19 protein-coding genes are annotated in these 16,469 nt (G+C 40.6%); all 19 read right to left on the bottom strand.

Going from position 1 to position 16,469, the window contains the following annotated elements; genetic code table 11:
* Window positions 1-10: 10 nt before the first annotated feature.
* The 19 genes from P3L57_RS03800 to fabD all read right to left on the bottom strand — a co-directional run bounded on the left by P3L57_RS03800 (window position 11) and on the right by fabD (window position 16,469).
* Window positions 11-313, bottom strand: a complete 303-nt coding sequence (locus P3L57_RS03800; RefSeq protein WP_369888473.1) for a YesK-like family protein — start codon at window positions 311-313, stop codon at window positions 11-13.
* A 30-nt stretch (window positions 314-343) separates the two neighbouring features.
* Window positions 344-889 (bottom strand): GNAT family N-acetyltransferase, encoded by a 546-nt coding sequence (locus tag P3L57_RS03795; RefSeq protein WP_059293894.1) that lies wholly within the window; start codon window positions 887-889, stop codon window positions 344-346.
* A 123-nt stretch (window positions 890-1,012) separates the two neighbouring features.
* Window positions 1,013-1,582, bottom strand: coding sequence for a spore coat protein CotJC (gene cotJC / locus P3L57_RS03790; protein WP_024120490.1), 570 nt, complete (start codon window positions 1,580-1,582; stop codon window positions 1,013-1,015).
* A 14-nt stretch (window positions 1,583-1,596) separates the two neighbouring features.
* Window positions 1,597-1,860 (bottom strand): spore coat protein CotJB, encoded by a 264-nt coding sequence (cotJB, locus tag P3L57_RS03785; RefSeq protein WP_044163490.1) that lies wholly within the window; start codon window positions 1,858-1,860, stop codon window positions 1,597-1,599.
* The gene (cotJA, locus tag P3L57_RS03780) at window positions 1,844-2,092 is read right to left on the bottom strand and encodes a spore coat-associated protein CotJA (protein ID WP_024120488.1); all 249 of its coding nucleotides are present in this window, start codon (window positions 2,090-2,092) and stop codon (window positions 1,844-1,846) included. The genes cotJB and cotJA overlap by 17 nt, the downstream gene beginning before the upstream one ends.
* A gap of 71 nt (window positions 2,093-2,163) precedes the next feature.
* Window positions 2,164-2,340: a TetR-like C-terminal domain-containing protein gene (locus tag P3L57_RS03775; protein ID WP_252188259.1), complete on the bottom strand. Its 177-nt coding sequence runs from the start codon at window positions 2,338-2,340 to the stop codon at window positions 2,164-2,166.
* A gap of 23 nt (window positions 2,341-2,363) precedes the next feature.
* Window positions 2,364-2,642 carry a TetR-like C-terminal domain-containing protein gene (locus tag P3L57_RS03770; RefSeq protein WP_257205547.1) on the bottom strand — a complete coding sequence of 93 codons (279 nt, stop codon included), beginning with the start codon at window positions 2,640-2,642 and terminating at the stop codon, window positions 2,364-2,366.
* Between the two features lie 64 nt (window positions 2,643-2,706).
* Window positions 2,707-3,555 (bottom strand): NmrA family NAD(P)-binding protein, encoded by an 849-nt coding sequence (locus P3L57_RS03765; protein WP_406795218.1) that lies wholly within the window; start codon window positions 3,553-3,555, stop codon window positions 2,707-2,709.
* The gene (locus P3L57_RS03760) at window positions 3,552-3,995 is read right to left on the bottom strand and encodes a nuclear transport factor 2 family protein (RefSeq protein WP_059293896.1); all 444 of its coding nucleotides are present in this window, start codon (window positions 3,993-3,995) and stop codon (window positions 3,552-3,554) included. The genes P3L57_RS03765 and P3L57_RS03760 overlap by 4 nt, the downstream gene beginning before the upstream one ends.
* Window positions 3,996-4,071: 76 nt before the next feature.
* Window positions 4,072-4,653: a TetR/AcrR family transcriptional regulator gene (locus P3L57_RS03755; RefSeq protein WP_044163482.1), complete on the bottom strand. Its 582-nt coding sequence runs from the start codon at window positions 4,651-4,653 to the stop codon at window positions 4,072-4,074.
* A 111-nt stretch (window positions 4,654-4,764) separates the two neighbouring features.
* Window positions 4,765-5,154, bottom strand: coding sequence for a spore coat protein (locus tag P3L57_RS03750; protein WP_193660219.1), 390 nt, complete (start codon window positions 5,152-5,154; stop codon window positions 4,765-4,767).
* A gap of 224 nt (window positions 5,155-5,378) precedes the next feature.
* Window positions 5,379-7,214 (bottom strand): DUF4365 domain-containing protein, encoded by a 1,836-nt coding sequence (locus P3L57_RS03745; RefSeq protein WP_193660218.1) that lies wholly within the window; start codon window positions 7,212-7,214, stop codon window positions 5,379-5,381.
* Between the two features lie 566 nt (window positions 7,215-7,780).
* A complete protein-coding gene (locus tag P3L57_RS03740) occupies window positions 7,781-8,500 on the bottom strand; it encodes a YebC/PmpR family DNA-binding transcriptional regulator (RefSeq protein ID WP_010333282.1) in 720 nt (239 codons plus the stop codon).
* 169 nt (window positions 8,501-8,669) lie between these two features.
* Window positions 8,670-8,852, bottom strand: a complete 183-nt coding sequence (phrH, locus tag P3L57_RS03735) for a phosphatase RapH inhibitor PhrH (protein WP_044163478.1) — start codon at window positions 8,850-8,852, stop codon at window positions 8,670-8,672.
* Complete coding sequence (rapH, locus tag P3L57_RS03730; protein ID WP_264798298.1) at window positions 8,842-9,984, bottom strand: response regulator aspartate phosphatase RapH; 1,143 nt, start codon at window positions 9,982-9,984, stop codon at window positions 8,842-8,844. The genes phrH and rapH overlap by 11 nt, the downstream gene beginning before the upstream one ends.
* Window positions 9,985-10,147: 163 nt before the next feature.
* A complete protein-coding gene (locus P3L57_RS03725; protein WP_059293900.1) occupies window positions 10,148-11,161 on the bottom strand; it encodes a hypothetical protein in 1,014 nt (337 codons plus the stop codon).
* Between the two features lie 91 nt (window positions 11,162-11,252).
* Window positions 11,253-11,423, bottom strand: coding sequence for a hypothetical protein (locus tag P3L57_RS03720; protein ID WP_254665060.1), 171 nt, complete (start codon window positions 11,421-11,423; stop codon window positions 11,253-11,255).
* 307 nt (window positions 11,424-11,730) lie between these two features.
* Window positions 11,731-12,996 (bottom strand): hydroxymethylglutaryl-CoA synthase family protein, encoded by a 1,266-nt coding sequence (locus P3L57_RS03715; RefSeq protein ID WP_044163470.1) that lies wholly within the window; start codon window positions 12,994-12,996, stop codon window positions 11,731-11,733.
* A 179-nt stretch (window positions 12,997-13,175) separates the two neighbouring features.
* Window positions 13,176-16,469 (bottom strand): ACP S-malonyltransferase, encoded by a 3,294-nt coding sequence (fabD, locus tag P3L57_RS03710; protein WP_059293901.1) that lies wholly within the window; start codon window positions 16,467-16,469, stop codon window positions 13,176-13,178.

The following is a 16,469-nucleotide window of genomic DNA, read 5'->3' as shown; positions in this document are numbered from 1 at the left end:
GGCACATGTCTTACCTTCTCCTGATTTGCCTTTTCAACAGCCGGAACACCGTCTCGATCAAGTACCCGGCAAACGCTCCGACTATCACATGAATCCCAAGCATGCCCAGCGCCATGCCATCCCAGCCGCCGACAAAAAAGATGCTGCACCAAATTGTGATCACACCGAGAACAAGCAGCCCACCCAGTATCCATTCCGGCCATTTATTTGGCGGCATCCTCAACCGCAGAAAAATGGAGACACAAGCGGAAATACAAGCCGTCGCAATGGCCATCACATAAAAAAGATCATCCGGCCTGTCCTCCCTTTTCAAAAAGGCAAAAAAGCCCCCTAAAAAGGACGCTTATTCTGACTTGTTCAGTTCTTTCTCAAACAAATGAAACCCCGAGGCATCTGATCCCTTAAATTCATATCCCATTCTCCGGTAGAAGGAATGCAAGGCGTCGTTATCAGCAACACAATCAAGACGGATCCGCTTCTTCCCCGGATACTCAACACCTGTCTCCGTCCATGTGAGAATCTCGGCCCCAAGCCCATTCCCCGCAAACCGGCGGCTGACCGCCAGTCGATGCAAATAAATGGACTCTTCGTGCCCTTCGTCTCCCCAAAGCGTTCTGTCCCACTCGCTCGGCTCAGGAAGAAGCATCACTACACCGGCCAGCTCTTGATCTTTCTGGAACACAAACACATGTCCGCTTTCAATTGAGCCAACAATATCATGTGAGTCATGCCCCTCCAGCAGCCCGCTCCATTGGTCAGAGCCCCGGTCCCGCAGCCATTCAGCCGTACGGACGAGCAGTCCCGTTATTTGCTCTGCATCCTCACGATCTGCCAGGCCGGCGTGAAAATCATTTGCGACAGTTTCTTTCGTAATCTTAAAAGATGTCATAAAGGCCCCCCGATCAAAACTAAACTTACATGCATACCTTCATTATAATGCAAGCAAACGACAAAAAAACAGAATATTTTGTCTGTATGTAAAAGGACGCATGAAGGGAGCCCCCGCTGCCTGTTAAAAGAGTTTCTTCTTATCCCGTTCTTCTTTTAAAATCTCAACCGCTTCCCTGAAGCGCATAGAATGCACAATTTCACGTTCACGCAAAAACCGCAGAGAATCGTTCAAATCAGGATCATCCGAAATATCAATCAGCCACTGATACGTCGCACGCGCTTTTTCTTCTGCCGCGATATCTTCATACAAATCCGCAATCGGATCGCCCTTCGCCTGAATATAGCTTGCCGTAAAAGGCACCCCCGCCGCATTGTGATAAAAAAGCGCGCCGTCATGATTCGCGTAATGATCGCCAAGCCCGGCTTCACGCAGCTGCTCCGGCGTCGCATCTTTCGTCAGCTTATACACCATCGTCGCAATCATTTCCAGATGGGCAAACTCCTCCGTGCCGATATCTGTTAAAAGGCCGATGACCTTATCAGGAATGGTATAACGCTGGTTCAAATACCGGAGAGCCGCGGCCAGCTCGCCGTCCGCTCCGCCATATTGCTCAATCAAATACTTCGCCAGCGTCGGATTGCACGTGCTGACCTTGACAGGATATTGCAGCTTCTTTTCATACACCCACATTCAGGCATTCCTCCTTATACTTGCCACGGCCAAGGCCCTTTTCCCCAATCCCAATCCTCGCCCGCGGGGCTGTTTCCGAACTGCAGAAGCGGTCCGTAAGATGATTCGAACTGTCTTTTTAAGTGCCTCGAATAACCGGAATATTGATTAAATTGCTTCAGTGCGTCTTCATCATCAGGATGTGTATCTAAATACAGACTCAGCTCAACAAGCACAAAATCCGCTGCTTGAATCTGCTCAAGCTGGCGGTAATATTCCGCATCAACCTTTTTTGTCATGTGTGTCTCCCCCTCGATAAGGATTTTCATAAAAATCATAGAGATCCTTCCAAAGGGTGCCTTTCCTTAAAGCCTCCATCGGCGAAAACTGCTCCATATGCTCAGGCTGAAAGGTCATATAGAGGTTAGGCGGCGTTCTGTAATATTTCTTCCCTATGGGCGGACAGGGATCAAAACGGCTGTGAAAGGGCGTGTATGATTTAACAGGTGTAAACGGCTGCATATCCTTCATTCTGGCTCCTCCTTTCTCAAAAACAATGACCTTAATAGGTATGAGGCAGGAGGCGTTATGATGACAAAAATTTAATAAGGAAGCTTGATTTGTTTTTCTATATCTGCAATCCGGAGCGGGCCCAAAAGCGTTAAACGCGTTAATTGATTCGCCATAAATAAAGGACTGTACTTCATGCCGCTTTCCAGCCAGGAACAAATCATCCCGATATGGGCGGAGGTGATATAGCTGACCAGTATCTCTTTCAATCTGAAGCTGTTTCTCAGATTCTTCAATGGATGAAAGCAATTCCGTAAATTCGTTTCTGAACGAATTCCGCCATCAGACTTCTGAATTGAGGAAGCCCTCTGTCGCTCAGCATTACTTGAAAGTACTCGGCGTGTTCATGGATGTACTCAAAGAGTTTCACAAATGAAACAGGCGGATGATCCTCATCCATACTGACCGGTTCTACCGGCGTATCAGGCTTAACCTGCCGGATTAAATCATCGAGAACCTCCGTCAGATTCAAAATCGGCACCGAAAACGCGGCAAGCCTTTTTAAACTCAATAGATAAAAAGAAGACCTTCGGCAGAGCAGAAAGTCTTTCTAGACTGTTCAGTCCAAAAAGAGGTCAGCGCGTCCAGTACGAAGCGTGATCAGCCGCAAACTCATCCAGCGAGCGGGGCTCTTTTCCCGTGACACGCTTCACTGTATCCGTCACCCGGTGTTCGGCACCATGGCGGATCGCTTCATCTAATTCCGCCATAAAGCGGGCATAATCCGCAGGCAAACCTGCTGTTTCCATCCTATTTTTCAGTTCGGAAGAAGACATGCTGACATGCGTCACCGGTCGTCCCGCCGCGGCTCCTATAATCTCCGCCGCTTCAGTGTAGCTCAGCGCCTCAGGTCCCGTCAGAATATGATGAGTATTATGAGGCACACTGTCAATCAAAGCACGCACTCCTGTTTCTGCAATATCATCAGCATCAATAAAACCAAGTTTCCCTTCACCCGCCGCCGTGATGATCTGCCCTTCAGTTTGAATGGACCTGCGATGCTGGACATTGATGAAGTTTTGCATGAAGTATGACGGCCGCAGCACCGCCCATTCCGGAAACCCGCGTACTGCACGATGCAATGCCCCAAATACAGGACCATCCTCAGGAACAGCGGACGCGCTGAGCATCACCACACGTTCAGCACCGAGCCGCTTTGCTTCCTTTAAAAAGGGAAGCACATAAGGAGACGGATCAAGCACACCAACCGGCGCAACGAGGTAAATCCGTTTCACCCGCTCCAATGCAGGCGTAAAGCTGGACTCATCCTTCCAATCAAAATATACATACTCCGCATTGCTAATCTCTCCCTTTTTCCTGCTCGCGATGCGAATGCTGTAACCCTGCTCAATTAACCGTTTAGCAATCCGGCTCCCTGTTGTGCCGGTTCCTCCCGTAATCAGAATCTGATCGTGACTCATCATTTTTCATCCTCCTCTGTTTGTACAAATGTTTCTCCAAATGTCTCATTGACGACAAGCGGATTCCAATAATCCTTATAATGCAAAATGCTGCCGTCCTTCGTTTCAATCACACTGATATAGGTTTGCCGGTAAGGCAGCCCAGTCGCGATCGCATAGCCTTCACATTGAAACTCCGCAATGATCGTGTTTGTATCAGCCGAGCGATACACTGTCGGAGCAGTAAAAGCAGAAATATGAATGTTATCAGGAAAATCCTTAATATAATCGTAAATGGCCGCCTTCCCTTCAATTCTTTCCGGAAATCCCTCTGGCGCATAGGGAAACTCCAACACAGCATGTTCATCCCACAGCTCTGCCCAGCGCTCCATATCCTTTTCAAGCATATATTGCATAAATTGATTCAGTGTGTCACATGCTTTTTCGTATTCCGTCATCATCATGGATCATCACCTCTTTTTTTAGACCATTCAGTCCGAAAACTACATCAAAGGGCAAAGCACCCTTTATCAAAAAAAGTCAATCAAGTACAGATAAACTCACTTCAACATAATCCTGAAGCTGGTCAAAATCAGCAGAAACCTTAGCGATAAACGTCAGAGACAGCCGGCTCTGGTTTAAATAACGGGCAAGGGCCGATATATCAAGATGTTCCTTCAATTCTCCTTCAGCCTGTGCTCTTCTCAGCGCCTGATAAAAGGCCGTCTCAAGCTGTTTCGTCTGTCCTTCAAAGTACCGGGCAAGGGCCGGATCATGCGGGATTTGTTCAATAGCGCTGTTGATGATAAAACACGCCTTTGAACGTTCAGGATCTTTCAGGACATTCACACCCTCCTGAAAAATATCACGAATGGCTTCCTTGACAGAGCCCGGTGCCTCAAGCCTTTCCACAACAGCCGCGTTTTTTCCCTCAAGATACGTTTTAACAGCTGACAGAAACAAATCCCGCTTCGTTCCATACGTATCGTACAAACTCTGGCGCGCAATGCCTAAATGAGAAAGCAGCTCTTGCAGTGACGTGCCTTCGTAGCCATACTCTCCAAAAACCTCTATCGCTCTGCGCAAAACAAGCGCGGTATCGAATTCTTTATTCCTACCCAAACGAATATCACCTCCTGCAAGAAGATATTACCTTTTCCAGACTGAACAGTCAAGAAAAACAAAAACAAAAAAACACCCTTGATCAGCAAGAGTGTCCGTTCTCCACGCTTTTTATTTATGGCCGTCTTTTCCCCAGTGCCCCATTTGGTGGTGATGGTGCCCGTAATTTCCGTCATCATGATGCCCATAATTTCCATCCTGATGATGTCCGTAATTTCCATCCTGATGGTGTCCGTGATGTCCATCATTATCATAGTGCATTCCGTAGCTCGGATAACTCATTGAGCTCGGATAGCCTCCGCTTGGGTAGCCGCCGAATCCTCCAGACATGCCATAACCCGGGTAGCCTGCGCCTCCATAACCTGGTTGGCCCATCCCTGTATACATGCCATGGCCCGGATAGCCCGCGCCTCCGTACATGCCGAATCCCGGACCGCCTGCACCATAGCCTGGGTAAGCGCCAAAACCGGGTCCGCAGCAGAAGTGTCTTGTATCAGTCATATCCAATCTCTCCTTCACATAGGTTACAGTCCAGCGTATGAGAAGAGCTTACAGATCGTATAGACACCTGCCTAAAAAGGAGAAAATAATTTTTGGAACACAAAAAACAGAATAAAATTCAGTCTGCTTTTAATTTATCTCTCGTAACTTTATAACTTTCTTTTCACTTCTACTATTATGGGTTTGTGTTGTGATGTATGACCCTTTATAACATATAACTTTTATTAGAGTGATTCTATTAATACATTTCCTTTAACAACAAAGGATACTTCTTCATTTTTCTCCTCATTATACAGACTTACCTGAAATGCCTCTAGCCTTTTATAGGCTTTCATAAATGCATTAAATCCTCTTTTTTTATTATTTCCATTTGTATAGCCATTTATTATACAACCATTAAAATCAAGTTGTATGTAAACTCTATCTATTTCTTCTTTAACATATAGTTTAGTTTGATTATAAAAATCTATACTCTGCCCCTTAGATGGGAAATCTCGAATCAAATCTAACTTTTCGGTCATACTTTTAATTACATTATTAAAATCCTTATTCTTGCTATAAATTTTTCCGACTAACGGAATTCCCCATTTTTCTTTAGTATTTTTCTGTACACCTATAAAAATTTTATCGTACTCGTTTGGTAAATTTAATAAAACCTCTTGTTCTTTTCCTAGTTCTACTTTGATTTGATTTTTTTTATGTAGTGTAACCCTCAAAGCGAAACTATTTTCCCTTCCTATATAAGCTAAAACTATGCCATTGTTTTTATTCAGTTTTTTTCTTTGATAAAGACCCATCCATTTCCCTATATAAATCAATCCTTTATCATGTTGATTATTTGCTAATAAAGACACCCCTAAACCAATTAATCCTAACTCATTAGTAGGTTCGATATCCAAACATTGAAGATAATATTCTGAAGCTAACTCATACATACCTTGATTTTTATAATTGTCCCCTATTAAAGCAAGGGCTTGTGCATTTTTTAAATTGATTTTCAACACCTTTTCCAAATAATATAATGCATTTGGATAATCAAATAATGCCGTATATATATTGCCAATGATTAATAATGCCCACTCATTTTCTATATCAAGATCGAGAACTTGTTTTAGCCAATTAATTGCTTTCGAATAATTACCAAGAGCAAAATGCAATATTCCATATTGGATATATCCCTCAGGAGTTTCCTTAATAGATAACGATTTTTGTATTGATTTTATTGCTTGTTCATAATTTTTCAACTCAATATAAGCTGAAGCCTTTATTAGATAAATCAGATAATTATTCTCATTAATTTTTAGTGATCTATTACAAAATCCAACCGTCTTTTTATACTTTTTAGATAACATAGATAAGACTGAACATTTAATAAACACTTCTTCCTCTTCAACAAAATTCGCCATACTGCTACAGAGTTTTAAAGCCTTTTCAAACTCTTTTTTCTGGATCCAATTCTCTATTTCTTGATTTTTTTGATCAAATGAGCTTAATAGTTTCTCCTTTCTTAATAGAATATTTTGATTGCTTTCTAATATGATTTTTTGGAACTTCTTTATGTTATCACCAATTTGAATAATCCTTTCATATATTCTGTTTATATTTTCTTTATTTAACTCTTTATAAAACCTATAAGTTAATCCTTTTTGAGATGTTGAATTCAAATTGAGATTTTTTTTCAATGCGTACTTTTGTATTTCATTTGCCCATTCCCAAACAAAAATCTCTTCATCCTCCAAATAAATCATAAATATAGAAGAAGGATTATTTAATAGATAATTTAGACTTTTTATTTTCACCTCATAACTATAAGTTCCATCCATATTCTTAATAGAAGCACTATTTAACTTATCCTTAAGTTGAATTTGACAAAGGTAATTACTTGCATATTTTTTATTTTCACCTATAAGTTTAGCCTCTATATTCAGATCAACACCATAATCATTTTGCCTTATGTCCCTTATAATAAAATTTGAACGACCTATAACTAATCTAAAGGCAGTTATACTATTTTCTTCCTGTTCATGTTGACTTGTTGTTTCTGGTAGATTTACTTCCATATTACCCACTCCTTAATTCGAAAAAATTATTGTTAACATCTAAAATTTACGAATCATCAGTTTTAATAATTCAATTACACATAATAAATTCTTTAATTATATATATTTAAAAATTTCTTTTACGAAATTAAAACTTCGAATAATCAAGTTTTAGAAAAATAAATGTTATGTTACAAATATACATTTTAAGCCATACTAAATAATATTTACAAAATAATTATTAAAAGGAATTTAACATTTACAAATAAAAATAGGCTTAAAAAGGAAAACTCATTTTTGAGGACCGTTACGGTAGACTCTGAACTTTTTGCTCTGTATAAATTAAAATTCTTTCTTCATCAATGAACTCAGATTTGTTATTGTGAATTCCTATCATATTCTGATTTATTTTATCCATTTTATTTATTGTAGCCTTTAATTTTCTGTGTATTGATATATACTATAGAATCAACTTATCCTTTGATATTAAAAGAGCTCACCTCTTCTATGAATGATTTTCATACAAAAAGTGAGCTTAAATGTGCAAGTGTATTAGAAATAAAAAGCGTTAATTTAACACGTTTGCTTTACTCTCCTAGATCTACGTTATGATACACCTGCTGAACGTCTTCCAAGTCCTCTAACGCGTCAATCAGCTTTTCGAACTGTTCCTTCGCGTCCTCAGGAAGTGTCACTTCACTTTGCGCAAGCATGGTCAGCTCCGCTACCGTAAATTCCTCGACGCCCGCGTTTTTAAATGCCTCCTGCACCGCATGGAATTGATCCGGCTCCGCATAGACGATCACGCTGTCATCCTCTTCTAAAATATCGCGGACATCCACATCCGCTTCCATGAGAATTTCAAGCGCTTCATCAGCCGTTTTACCTTCCACACCGATAACAGCCGTCGCGTCAAACATGTAAGCAACAGATCCGCTCACACCCATGTTTCCGCCATTTTTCCCGAACGCCGCACGCACTTCCGGCGCCGTACGGTTCACATTATTCGTCAGCGCATCAACGATAATCATTGATCCGTTCGGCCCGAAGCCCTCATAACGAAGCTCATCATAATTTTCTTCCGCTCCGCCCTTCGCCTTCTCGATCGCACGTTCAATGATATTTTTCGGCACGCTGTAAGTCTTCGCGCGTTCAAGCACAACTTTCAGCGCCTGATTGGATTCCGGATCAGGCTCGCCCTGCTTAGCCGCCACATAAATCTCACGGCCAAACTTTGCGTAGACCCGACTCGTATTTGCGTCCTTAGACGCCTTCTTCTCTTTAATATTGTTCCACTTACGGCCCATGATGTTCCACTCTCTTTCATATATATCAATCTAAATACTGTTATTCACTTTAACCATTATACCTCAAATGCTTTGGTTGTTTCGAGTGTCTTGCGTTAGAAATAGAAGGAATGCGGTAGTTTAAAAGAACCAGACGACACGAACTTCCAATAAAGCAAGAAAAAAAGCCCTAGCTAAGGGCTTTCTTATCCTGATCAGTCATGTCATTGTGAGGAGAATGATCGATATACGTCGTGTTTCGATCCGTTGATTCCTTAACACCGCCGGAGTTTGTCAAGAACGGAAAAGACAGGCTTCCGCCAAATATAAGAGTAACACCAAGACATACCATCACTTTTTTCTTAATATTCATATAGACACTCCCCTTTTTGAATATCTTCTTGTGCTTGCAGCACTTTTCGGTAAAGCACAGCAGCATCTTCAAAATGACAGCGGCTTTCAAATACAGATGCCGCACTTTGGGCACATGCTTCCACATAGGCGTGCAGATTCTTTTCTTTAAAGCCGCTCAATACATCATGAATCCTGTCTTCATCCATAACATCTTTGTACACCGCCTGTAAGAACGTATACAATTCTTTATAGTATTTATGGTGAAGCATATTTGGATATTTTTTGATATGTTCTAAGCCTTCATCTATAAACTGAAACGCCTGCTGTTTTTGTCCAGCTTTACATAATGTCCAGCTTAACCCAAACAAGACTTTCGGCAGCAAATCAGGAACCGACTCTCTGCTTACTTTCGCCGCTTTTTGGAAGTGCTCAATTGCCAAATCATATCTTCCTGACCTGTCATAACTGTTGGCGATGTTCAATAAAGAGATGCCAATGAACCTGTCGTTTTCAATGTCCATTGCCAGCTCCAGCGCCTTTTTTAAATGCGGGAGCGCTTTATCATAACATCTGAAGTCATCATAATTTCCCGCTACGATAAACAAGCTTTGTATTCTTCTCATACAATATAACGGATGATCTTGATAAATGTTTAAGGCTTGAAGGATATGATGCATCGACACATGGGTTTGTTTCATATTGTAGTATGCTTCTGCTACCTTAAAATGAAATTCCGCTTTCTCGATTTCATCTGTTACAAACGGAAGCTCCTTCTCCGCCTCACGGTAATATCCAATCGCTTCAACATATTCTTTCTGATCAAATTCATACATGCCGCGGAAAAACAAAGAGTAGTATTTCAAAAGACCTGTGAGTTTTTTCTGAGGGGCTTCAATCGTTTCCAAAAGCTCTGTCACTGTAGGGCGATTCCCGTAAGTTTGTCCCGGCTCCAAATAATCCAGCATCAGCTGGTGCCGAAAACACATCAGAGAATAATAGATCAGCAAATCCTGATCCTCTTCCATCTGCTGAATGTCCTGCTCCACCTCCGCTTTCAGAACCTCAGCATCCGGAACACTGAACTGGCGAATCATCTTGTACCATTCATTAATCTTAACACCAACACGCGAAGATGGTATCGCTTGCTTCACTCGCTTCCCTCCCTCTCTGTAAGATATGTCATATTCTATCAATCCCAAATTTTGAAAACAAGACAACAGGAAGAAATTGTTTTTTCATCCTGTCAATTTGTTTTCTTCAGCAAAAAAAGACCCCATGCAAGGGTCCCGTGTCATTCTTTTTTCATATACGTTTTCACTGATCATAAACCACAACAAAATCCTGAACCTTCACTTGTTCCTCAGGCAAATCAAACTGATAAAGCATCTTCTTAGAATGGATATCAAACACACCCACGTACCCGCCAATGCCCTTTTTATGCTCTTCCTGGGCAACAACATACAGTCGATTCCCCTTAAACTTCGCTTCCATATAAGGGAATGTCAAGTCGTATGTATGAAAAGAAAAATCCTTCCCATATTCCAGCAAGTGAGCTTTCCCCTCTTTGTCTTGATACATAACGTAAAAACTGCCGCTCTCTTTGTCATAGTACACGGTATCAGCATATTCAAGATCATCAGGATACGGAATATATTTTGTCTTCCATGTTCCTTTTTCAATCACAGTCAGTTCATGCTCCGAGCTCGCAACAATAAATTCCTCCGAGTCTGCGAATTTATCAGCGTATGAGGCTAAGGTCAGGGTCTCTATGATTTCCTCTGTGTTTCTGTCGATCACGTAAATAGCCATGCTTTGAATGACATAAATATAATTCCCGTCACTCGCCCCCATCGTGACAAGTGTAGGCAAGGTGAGGCTATATTCCTTTTTCGTTTTTTTGTCGTTTATATGCACGTCATTCCCCGTCGTATCAACGTTATAGGCCTTAACAGAAACATCCTTCCCCTCATACCAAAACGAAAATGGATTTGATAGCGGATGCTTTTTTATGGCATCCTTCTCCAGCGTGTAATAAAAGGACTCATGTTCCGCTAGTAATACAATGTCTGTTGATGCGTAAGACTTCGTTTGGATGTACGGCACATCCGCCACCTTAAACGTGCGCCTATTAAATCTTTCGCCTGTTGAGGTTGAGAGCAGCGTGCTTTCTTTTATGAGAGGATTGGAATAGATAAAAAAGATGCGGTCTTCTTCGGGCTGGATAGAGGAAGTTGTGACCGGATATATGTTCTTATTTTGAGAGTAAATATATGCAGCCAACATTAAAACACTTGCGAACAAGCTCAATAGTATAAAACGCTTTTTCATATAAACAGCTCCCAGTATATGGTTCAAAACTCTATATCGTTTTCAACATGCTCTGCACATTTCCCTTGTAACCCAATAAAAAAAGAACTTCTCAATGGAAGTTCTCACTTATTTTTCTCATAGGTTGCTTGATCAATCCCATGATATATTCAATGTGTTCGTCGTCCTTTATGAAAATTTCGTAGTCGCCATTTCCCCAGTGACCGGTCTCAGAGACATCCCGCATTCTCTCTTCAGGATCCTGCAATTCTCCCTTTTTCATATTCACCCACACCTTAAGTCCGCTTTTTAAAAGAGAAATATCCACGAAGTTTACTTATTTGATGTAAACGCAATATAAATCTTCGTCGGTTTGATTGAAATATGATCGTCTTTCCTATTCCTAAATCTGCTCCCTCGGATGATGTGTGAGTTGCTCAATATAGACTCTTATCAGTATGTTTAATTTGTATTGATTTAGAAAAGCCATCTTAGAATAGACACTCGTTAATTTAACAAATGATTAACTTCTTTGTATTTTATTTATCTTTTTTAAGATTCTAAAAATACGAATAAAAACACTGCTAGTCTTACAGCCAGATATATTCTCTGTGGTACTCACGTATTTCATTAAGCACAAGTCTTCCTCTACTCTTGTTAACGGACAATACTTCAGGGATCAAGTCAAGATCAAGCTTTGCATTTCTAGTACCAAAAGCAACTGCCCCGTTACCGCTTAAAAGATTTTCGTACTGCTCAATACTTAACTCATATCGTTCATCTAAATGCTCTTTAATACCCGACTGCTTAATTTTCTCTTGTCCGCTTAATGTGACTATTCCACTGTGAAATTCCGAACAACAGCCTGACCCGTAAGAAAAGCAGCCCAGTCTCTTAGGGGAATCAAAGTCACCATTATCAATAGTACTTAACAATGATAAGAAAACAGTTGCCCCCATAATATTCCCGACACGCTGACAATAAGTTAAGCCCGGAATCACTCTATTGCTAAAATCATTCTGAATAACGTCGGTCTTAGCTTTGCACATTTTACGCATCATTTTTCGATGTGCTCCCTTTACCATTCCGCCAAATGGTGTATGGAACACTAAATAATGAAATGATTTTTCATAATCAACATCTTCTACACGCTTCTTATATTCTAAAAATGAAGATTCACAACAATCCAAATACGACATAAGGGATAAATCTGCATTCCCCGCCTCGCTGTCTGGAATCGGCCTGCATGTATCCATAATCTCATAGCCATAATACCCGTTCGCACCAATATCAACTTCATATATATACGGTGTGTCACTAATAAGCATCGCTACAGCACCTGCTCCTCCAGTAGGTTCAGCAAATGACCAGTCAGCCATTAGCGCTTCTCCTGCATCTGCAGCCATAAATCGAGCCAAATCTGTCGCGACAACTAATACCTTTGCCCCTGGTGATACCTGAGAAAGCACAAAATTAATAGCCATCTGAAAGCCCGCAGTTCCCGAATAACAAGCGTTCTTTAATTCAAAAAGACGGCAATTACGGTTTAAACCTAAGTAATGGTGAATGTATGTACTTATGGATTTCCCAAAATCAATACCTGATTCTGTACAAGTGATGACCATCTCTATACGATCCTTTTCTTGAGAGGAAAGAGCATCTATAAGAGGCATTGCTGCATTTACCCCAAAAGAAACAGGATCTTCATAAGGAAGAGGCACTGTCTTCTCCTTCATTAACAGGTTATCAAACCTTTCATTATCTAGATTCCGATATTTTGCAAGTTTTTGGACGTCCAGATAAGCAGAACCCCCGTAAAAATTAATAGCTTCAATTCCAACTGTTTGCTCGTTCATTATTTAGCCCCTCTCAAATACTTCTTTAAAACTTGATGCAACATAGCTGATTCTGAATGCTCCTCAAATCTGATTTAGATATTGAATTAATATAATGGCTTGCCCAATATAACTATCTCTTAATAATAGGTTATTTTCACCATATTTTTAGACTTCAGAAAAATATACGGAAAACCAGCCTAGACTAACATTTGTTTACAATATTCATTAAGCTGTTCCGCCGTTTCAGTCATGAGCATAGTTCCTATATCAGCGACATGTCGATTTCTCCAGTCTTCCATCTCAGACCCCTTTACCCACTGATTGAAAGATCCAAGTGCGGACCCACATAAGATTTGATAATCTGACTGATTATCTTCCTCACCATTAAGAGCCCATTGAGCTGATTTAATAAAATACCATTTAAAAGTAAGTAGCATTTTCAGCTTTGGATTTATTTCAGCTTCCTTAAGTGTCTTCCTGCTTGTATACTGCTTAACCTCAGTGTAAACTTCCTCTAAGCTCTTTTTAAAATAATTATTTTCAATTTGCTTTTTCACCATTTCATCGATCCCATCAATTGAATGATGACTGCTATAAATCGAATGCAACTTATTGCTCCTAACTTGATACAGGGTTCCCTTCTTGAGCACCTGCACCTTACTACTCGTTTCATAAAGATCCCATGAAGGTGCGTATCCTGTATCTTGTACATTAATACCGCTTAACATCTCCTTTGCTGGAACACTTATATCTGCTTCTACAGAGCATTGATTAATTGATCCTGTTGTTATAAAATCTGCCCCCATTATAAATGCACCAGCTGCTGCTGTCGGGGTCCCGATTCCACCGCCGACACCGAGACGAATTTTATAATGATACCCATGTTTCTTAGTCATTTCACTTCTTAATCTAAAAAATGTTGGTAATAATACAAAACCATTTGCAGCATCTGTATGTCCTCCCGAATCTCCTTGAACACATATATCATAAGCCATCGGAATTTGTTGAGATAACTGCGCCTCAGTTTCCGTAATCTCTCCTTCTCTTAATAGACTGTCAACTATCTTTTTTGGCGGCGGGCTCATATAACATTCAGCTACTTCCGGTCTTGATAGCTTAGCAATGATTCTGTTCTGTATAATGACATTACCTGTTCCATCTTCTTTAAGACCTTTGATTCTATACTTTACCAGTGGCTTAGTGATTGTTACATATCCAGATGCTTCAATAGTTCTCACACCATATCTAAGAAATAAATCAAAAATTCTTTTTTCTCGTTCAGGATTCTCAAAATCAGGAGATAGACTGAAACCATAAGGCTCGCCATTTTTTAATGTTCTTTGAATATTTTTAATGCCCTTTTCAATTGAAGAATCATCAACACCAACAGTGCCGTAGAACGCGAGTAAGCCTGCTTTACCCGCTTCAGTTACTAGCCGCTCGCCGGAAATTCCTCTATACATACCACCTAATATATAAGCATACTTTAAGTTATAATCATGGATGAACGAACCATCTCCCAGCATTTCCGGTGAAATACTTTTCGAGATGGTTTTTGGAAAACCTGTTTCGTTTATAGTTGAATTCGTCACTTCTGCCTCGCTCTTGATATGAACTTCTTCCATGATTTCATCCTGCTCTTCTCTATACCTCTCTGTTGGAAGATCCTCTTCTTCAATCATAATCGGTTCAGCGTCTCTGATAATTGTTTGAACCATTCCCTGAACAACTCGCCCAGGCCCTACTTGGATAATATCCTCTACGCCTTTTGCTAATAAATATCTTATGCTATCTGTCCATTCAACGGATGATACCAATTGTTCAGATAACGTTTCTAACACCCGAGACTGTCTATATGGTCTGGCATAAACATTCGAAATTACCGGAATCTTCATGCTGCCAATCTTAAACTTTTGGAGATATTCAGTGAATTCATCTCTTGCCGGCTGCATATACCTTGAATGGAAGGCTCCGCTAACATTTAGGACCTTGTACATCATACAATTACTATGGTTCTGAAAAGGGTCTTTTGCCTTTTGAATATCCTCTCGATATCCTGCAATAACAATTTGATTAGGTGTATTCATATTTGCCACATCAAGGTTGGTAAGTTTATTTTCATGGAGTACTTGTTCAACTTGCTCCTTCGTTAATCCGACGACTGCAGCCATTTGACCGCCTGCTTCTCGGAACATCAATTCTCCTCTTTTTTTAACTAGCTTTAAACCGGTTTCAAAGTCTATGGCGCCAGATGCAAATAAAGCCGCATACTCACCAATACTGTGTCCTGCTAAATAATCCGGTTCTCCCTCCCCATCCTTTAGCTTCTTTAGATAGGAGAATACACTTACAACATAGAGTGCTGGCTGTGTATAAACGGTTAATCCGAGCTTATTTTCTGGGTCATTTAGACACAGATCCTTTATTGAGTACCCTAGTATTTCATCAGCCTTTTGCGTCAATTCGCTGAATTCATCAAATAGCTCAGCCCCCATTCCCTTTTCCTGTGAACCTTGCCCTGGAAAAACATACGCTTTCATCTTATGCCCTCCTGTTTCCTTTATCGTATTCATTATGCTTGTTACATCCATGTCCACATTAAAAAGTGAAGCTATTTTAAATACATCTTTATGCTCCGGCAAAATGTAATGTAACATCGCAGCCAGCTCTCCATCAGGAGATAAATCAATAAACATCGTATCATTTGTCGCCGTGTTGGTAATGGATTCCTTAAATCTTATTTGTTCCCTGATAACCTCCCAAAAGTAGTCCATTTTCACTTGATCCAGTGCCTTACCAGTAACAGAGGAAATGATTTTGCATGCGGGCTGCTTTAGATTTACTTCAGCAAAAAGCCTGCAGCATTCCTCTCGCATACTTTCAATTTCACGAGAATGAAATGCATATTGTACCGGAAGCACCTGACTAAGAATACTATTGTCACTCAATCGCTTTTTTATTGATCGGATCCTTTCTGAATTTGCAGAAACCACAAAATGATGACTATGGTTAACTGCTACTAATTCGCTCCCCGTGAATATGTCTTTACGATTCTGAAACACTGAAGCATCATCAAATACAGTGATCATTCCGCCCATGGGGGCTTTGTCCATTATCAGTTCTGAAAGCTTTACCAGCAAAGCAACTGCATCTTGCATCTCGATCATGCCAGAGATAACGGCACCGCTAAACTCTCCCAAACTTGCTCCGATTACTCCATTGGGGACAATCCCATTCTGAATCATCATCTGTGCTGCTGAATACTCATACATAAAAATGGCGAGATTCGTTTGAAGAATCGGTAAAAAAGCTTCACCCCGATTTTTATTTTCATCAAAAACAATGTCACGTACAGAAATACCTGCAAACTTTACGATTTCATGATCGACGGCATCTATATTTTTTCTGAAGTCAAAATTTGTTTCGTATAGTTTTTTACCCATGCCATAAAAATGACATCCTTGCCCGGCAAACATAAATATTTTTTCCAT

It is taken from the genome of Bacillus sp. B28 (assembly GCF_029536185.1).
Lineage (GTDB): Bacteria > Bacillota > Bacilli > Bacillales > Bacillaceae > Bacillus > Bacillus halotolerans.
Note: the sequence above shows the minus strand (reverse complement) of the source record. Positions and strands in the feature narration are given on the sequence as shown.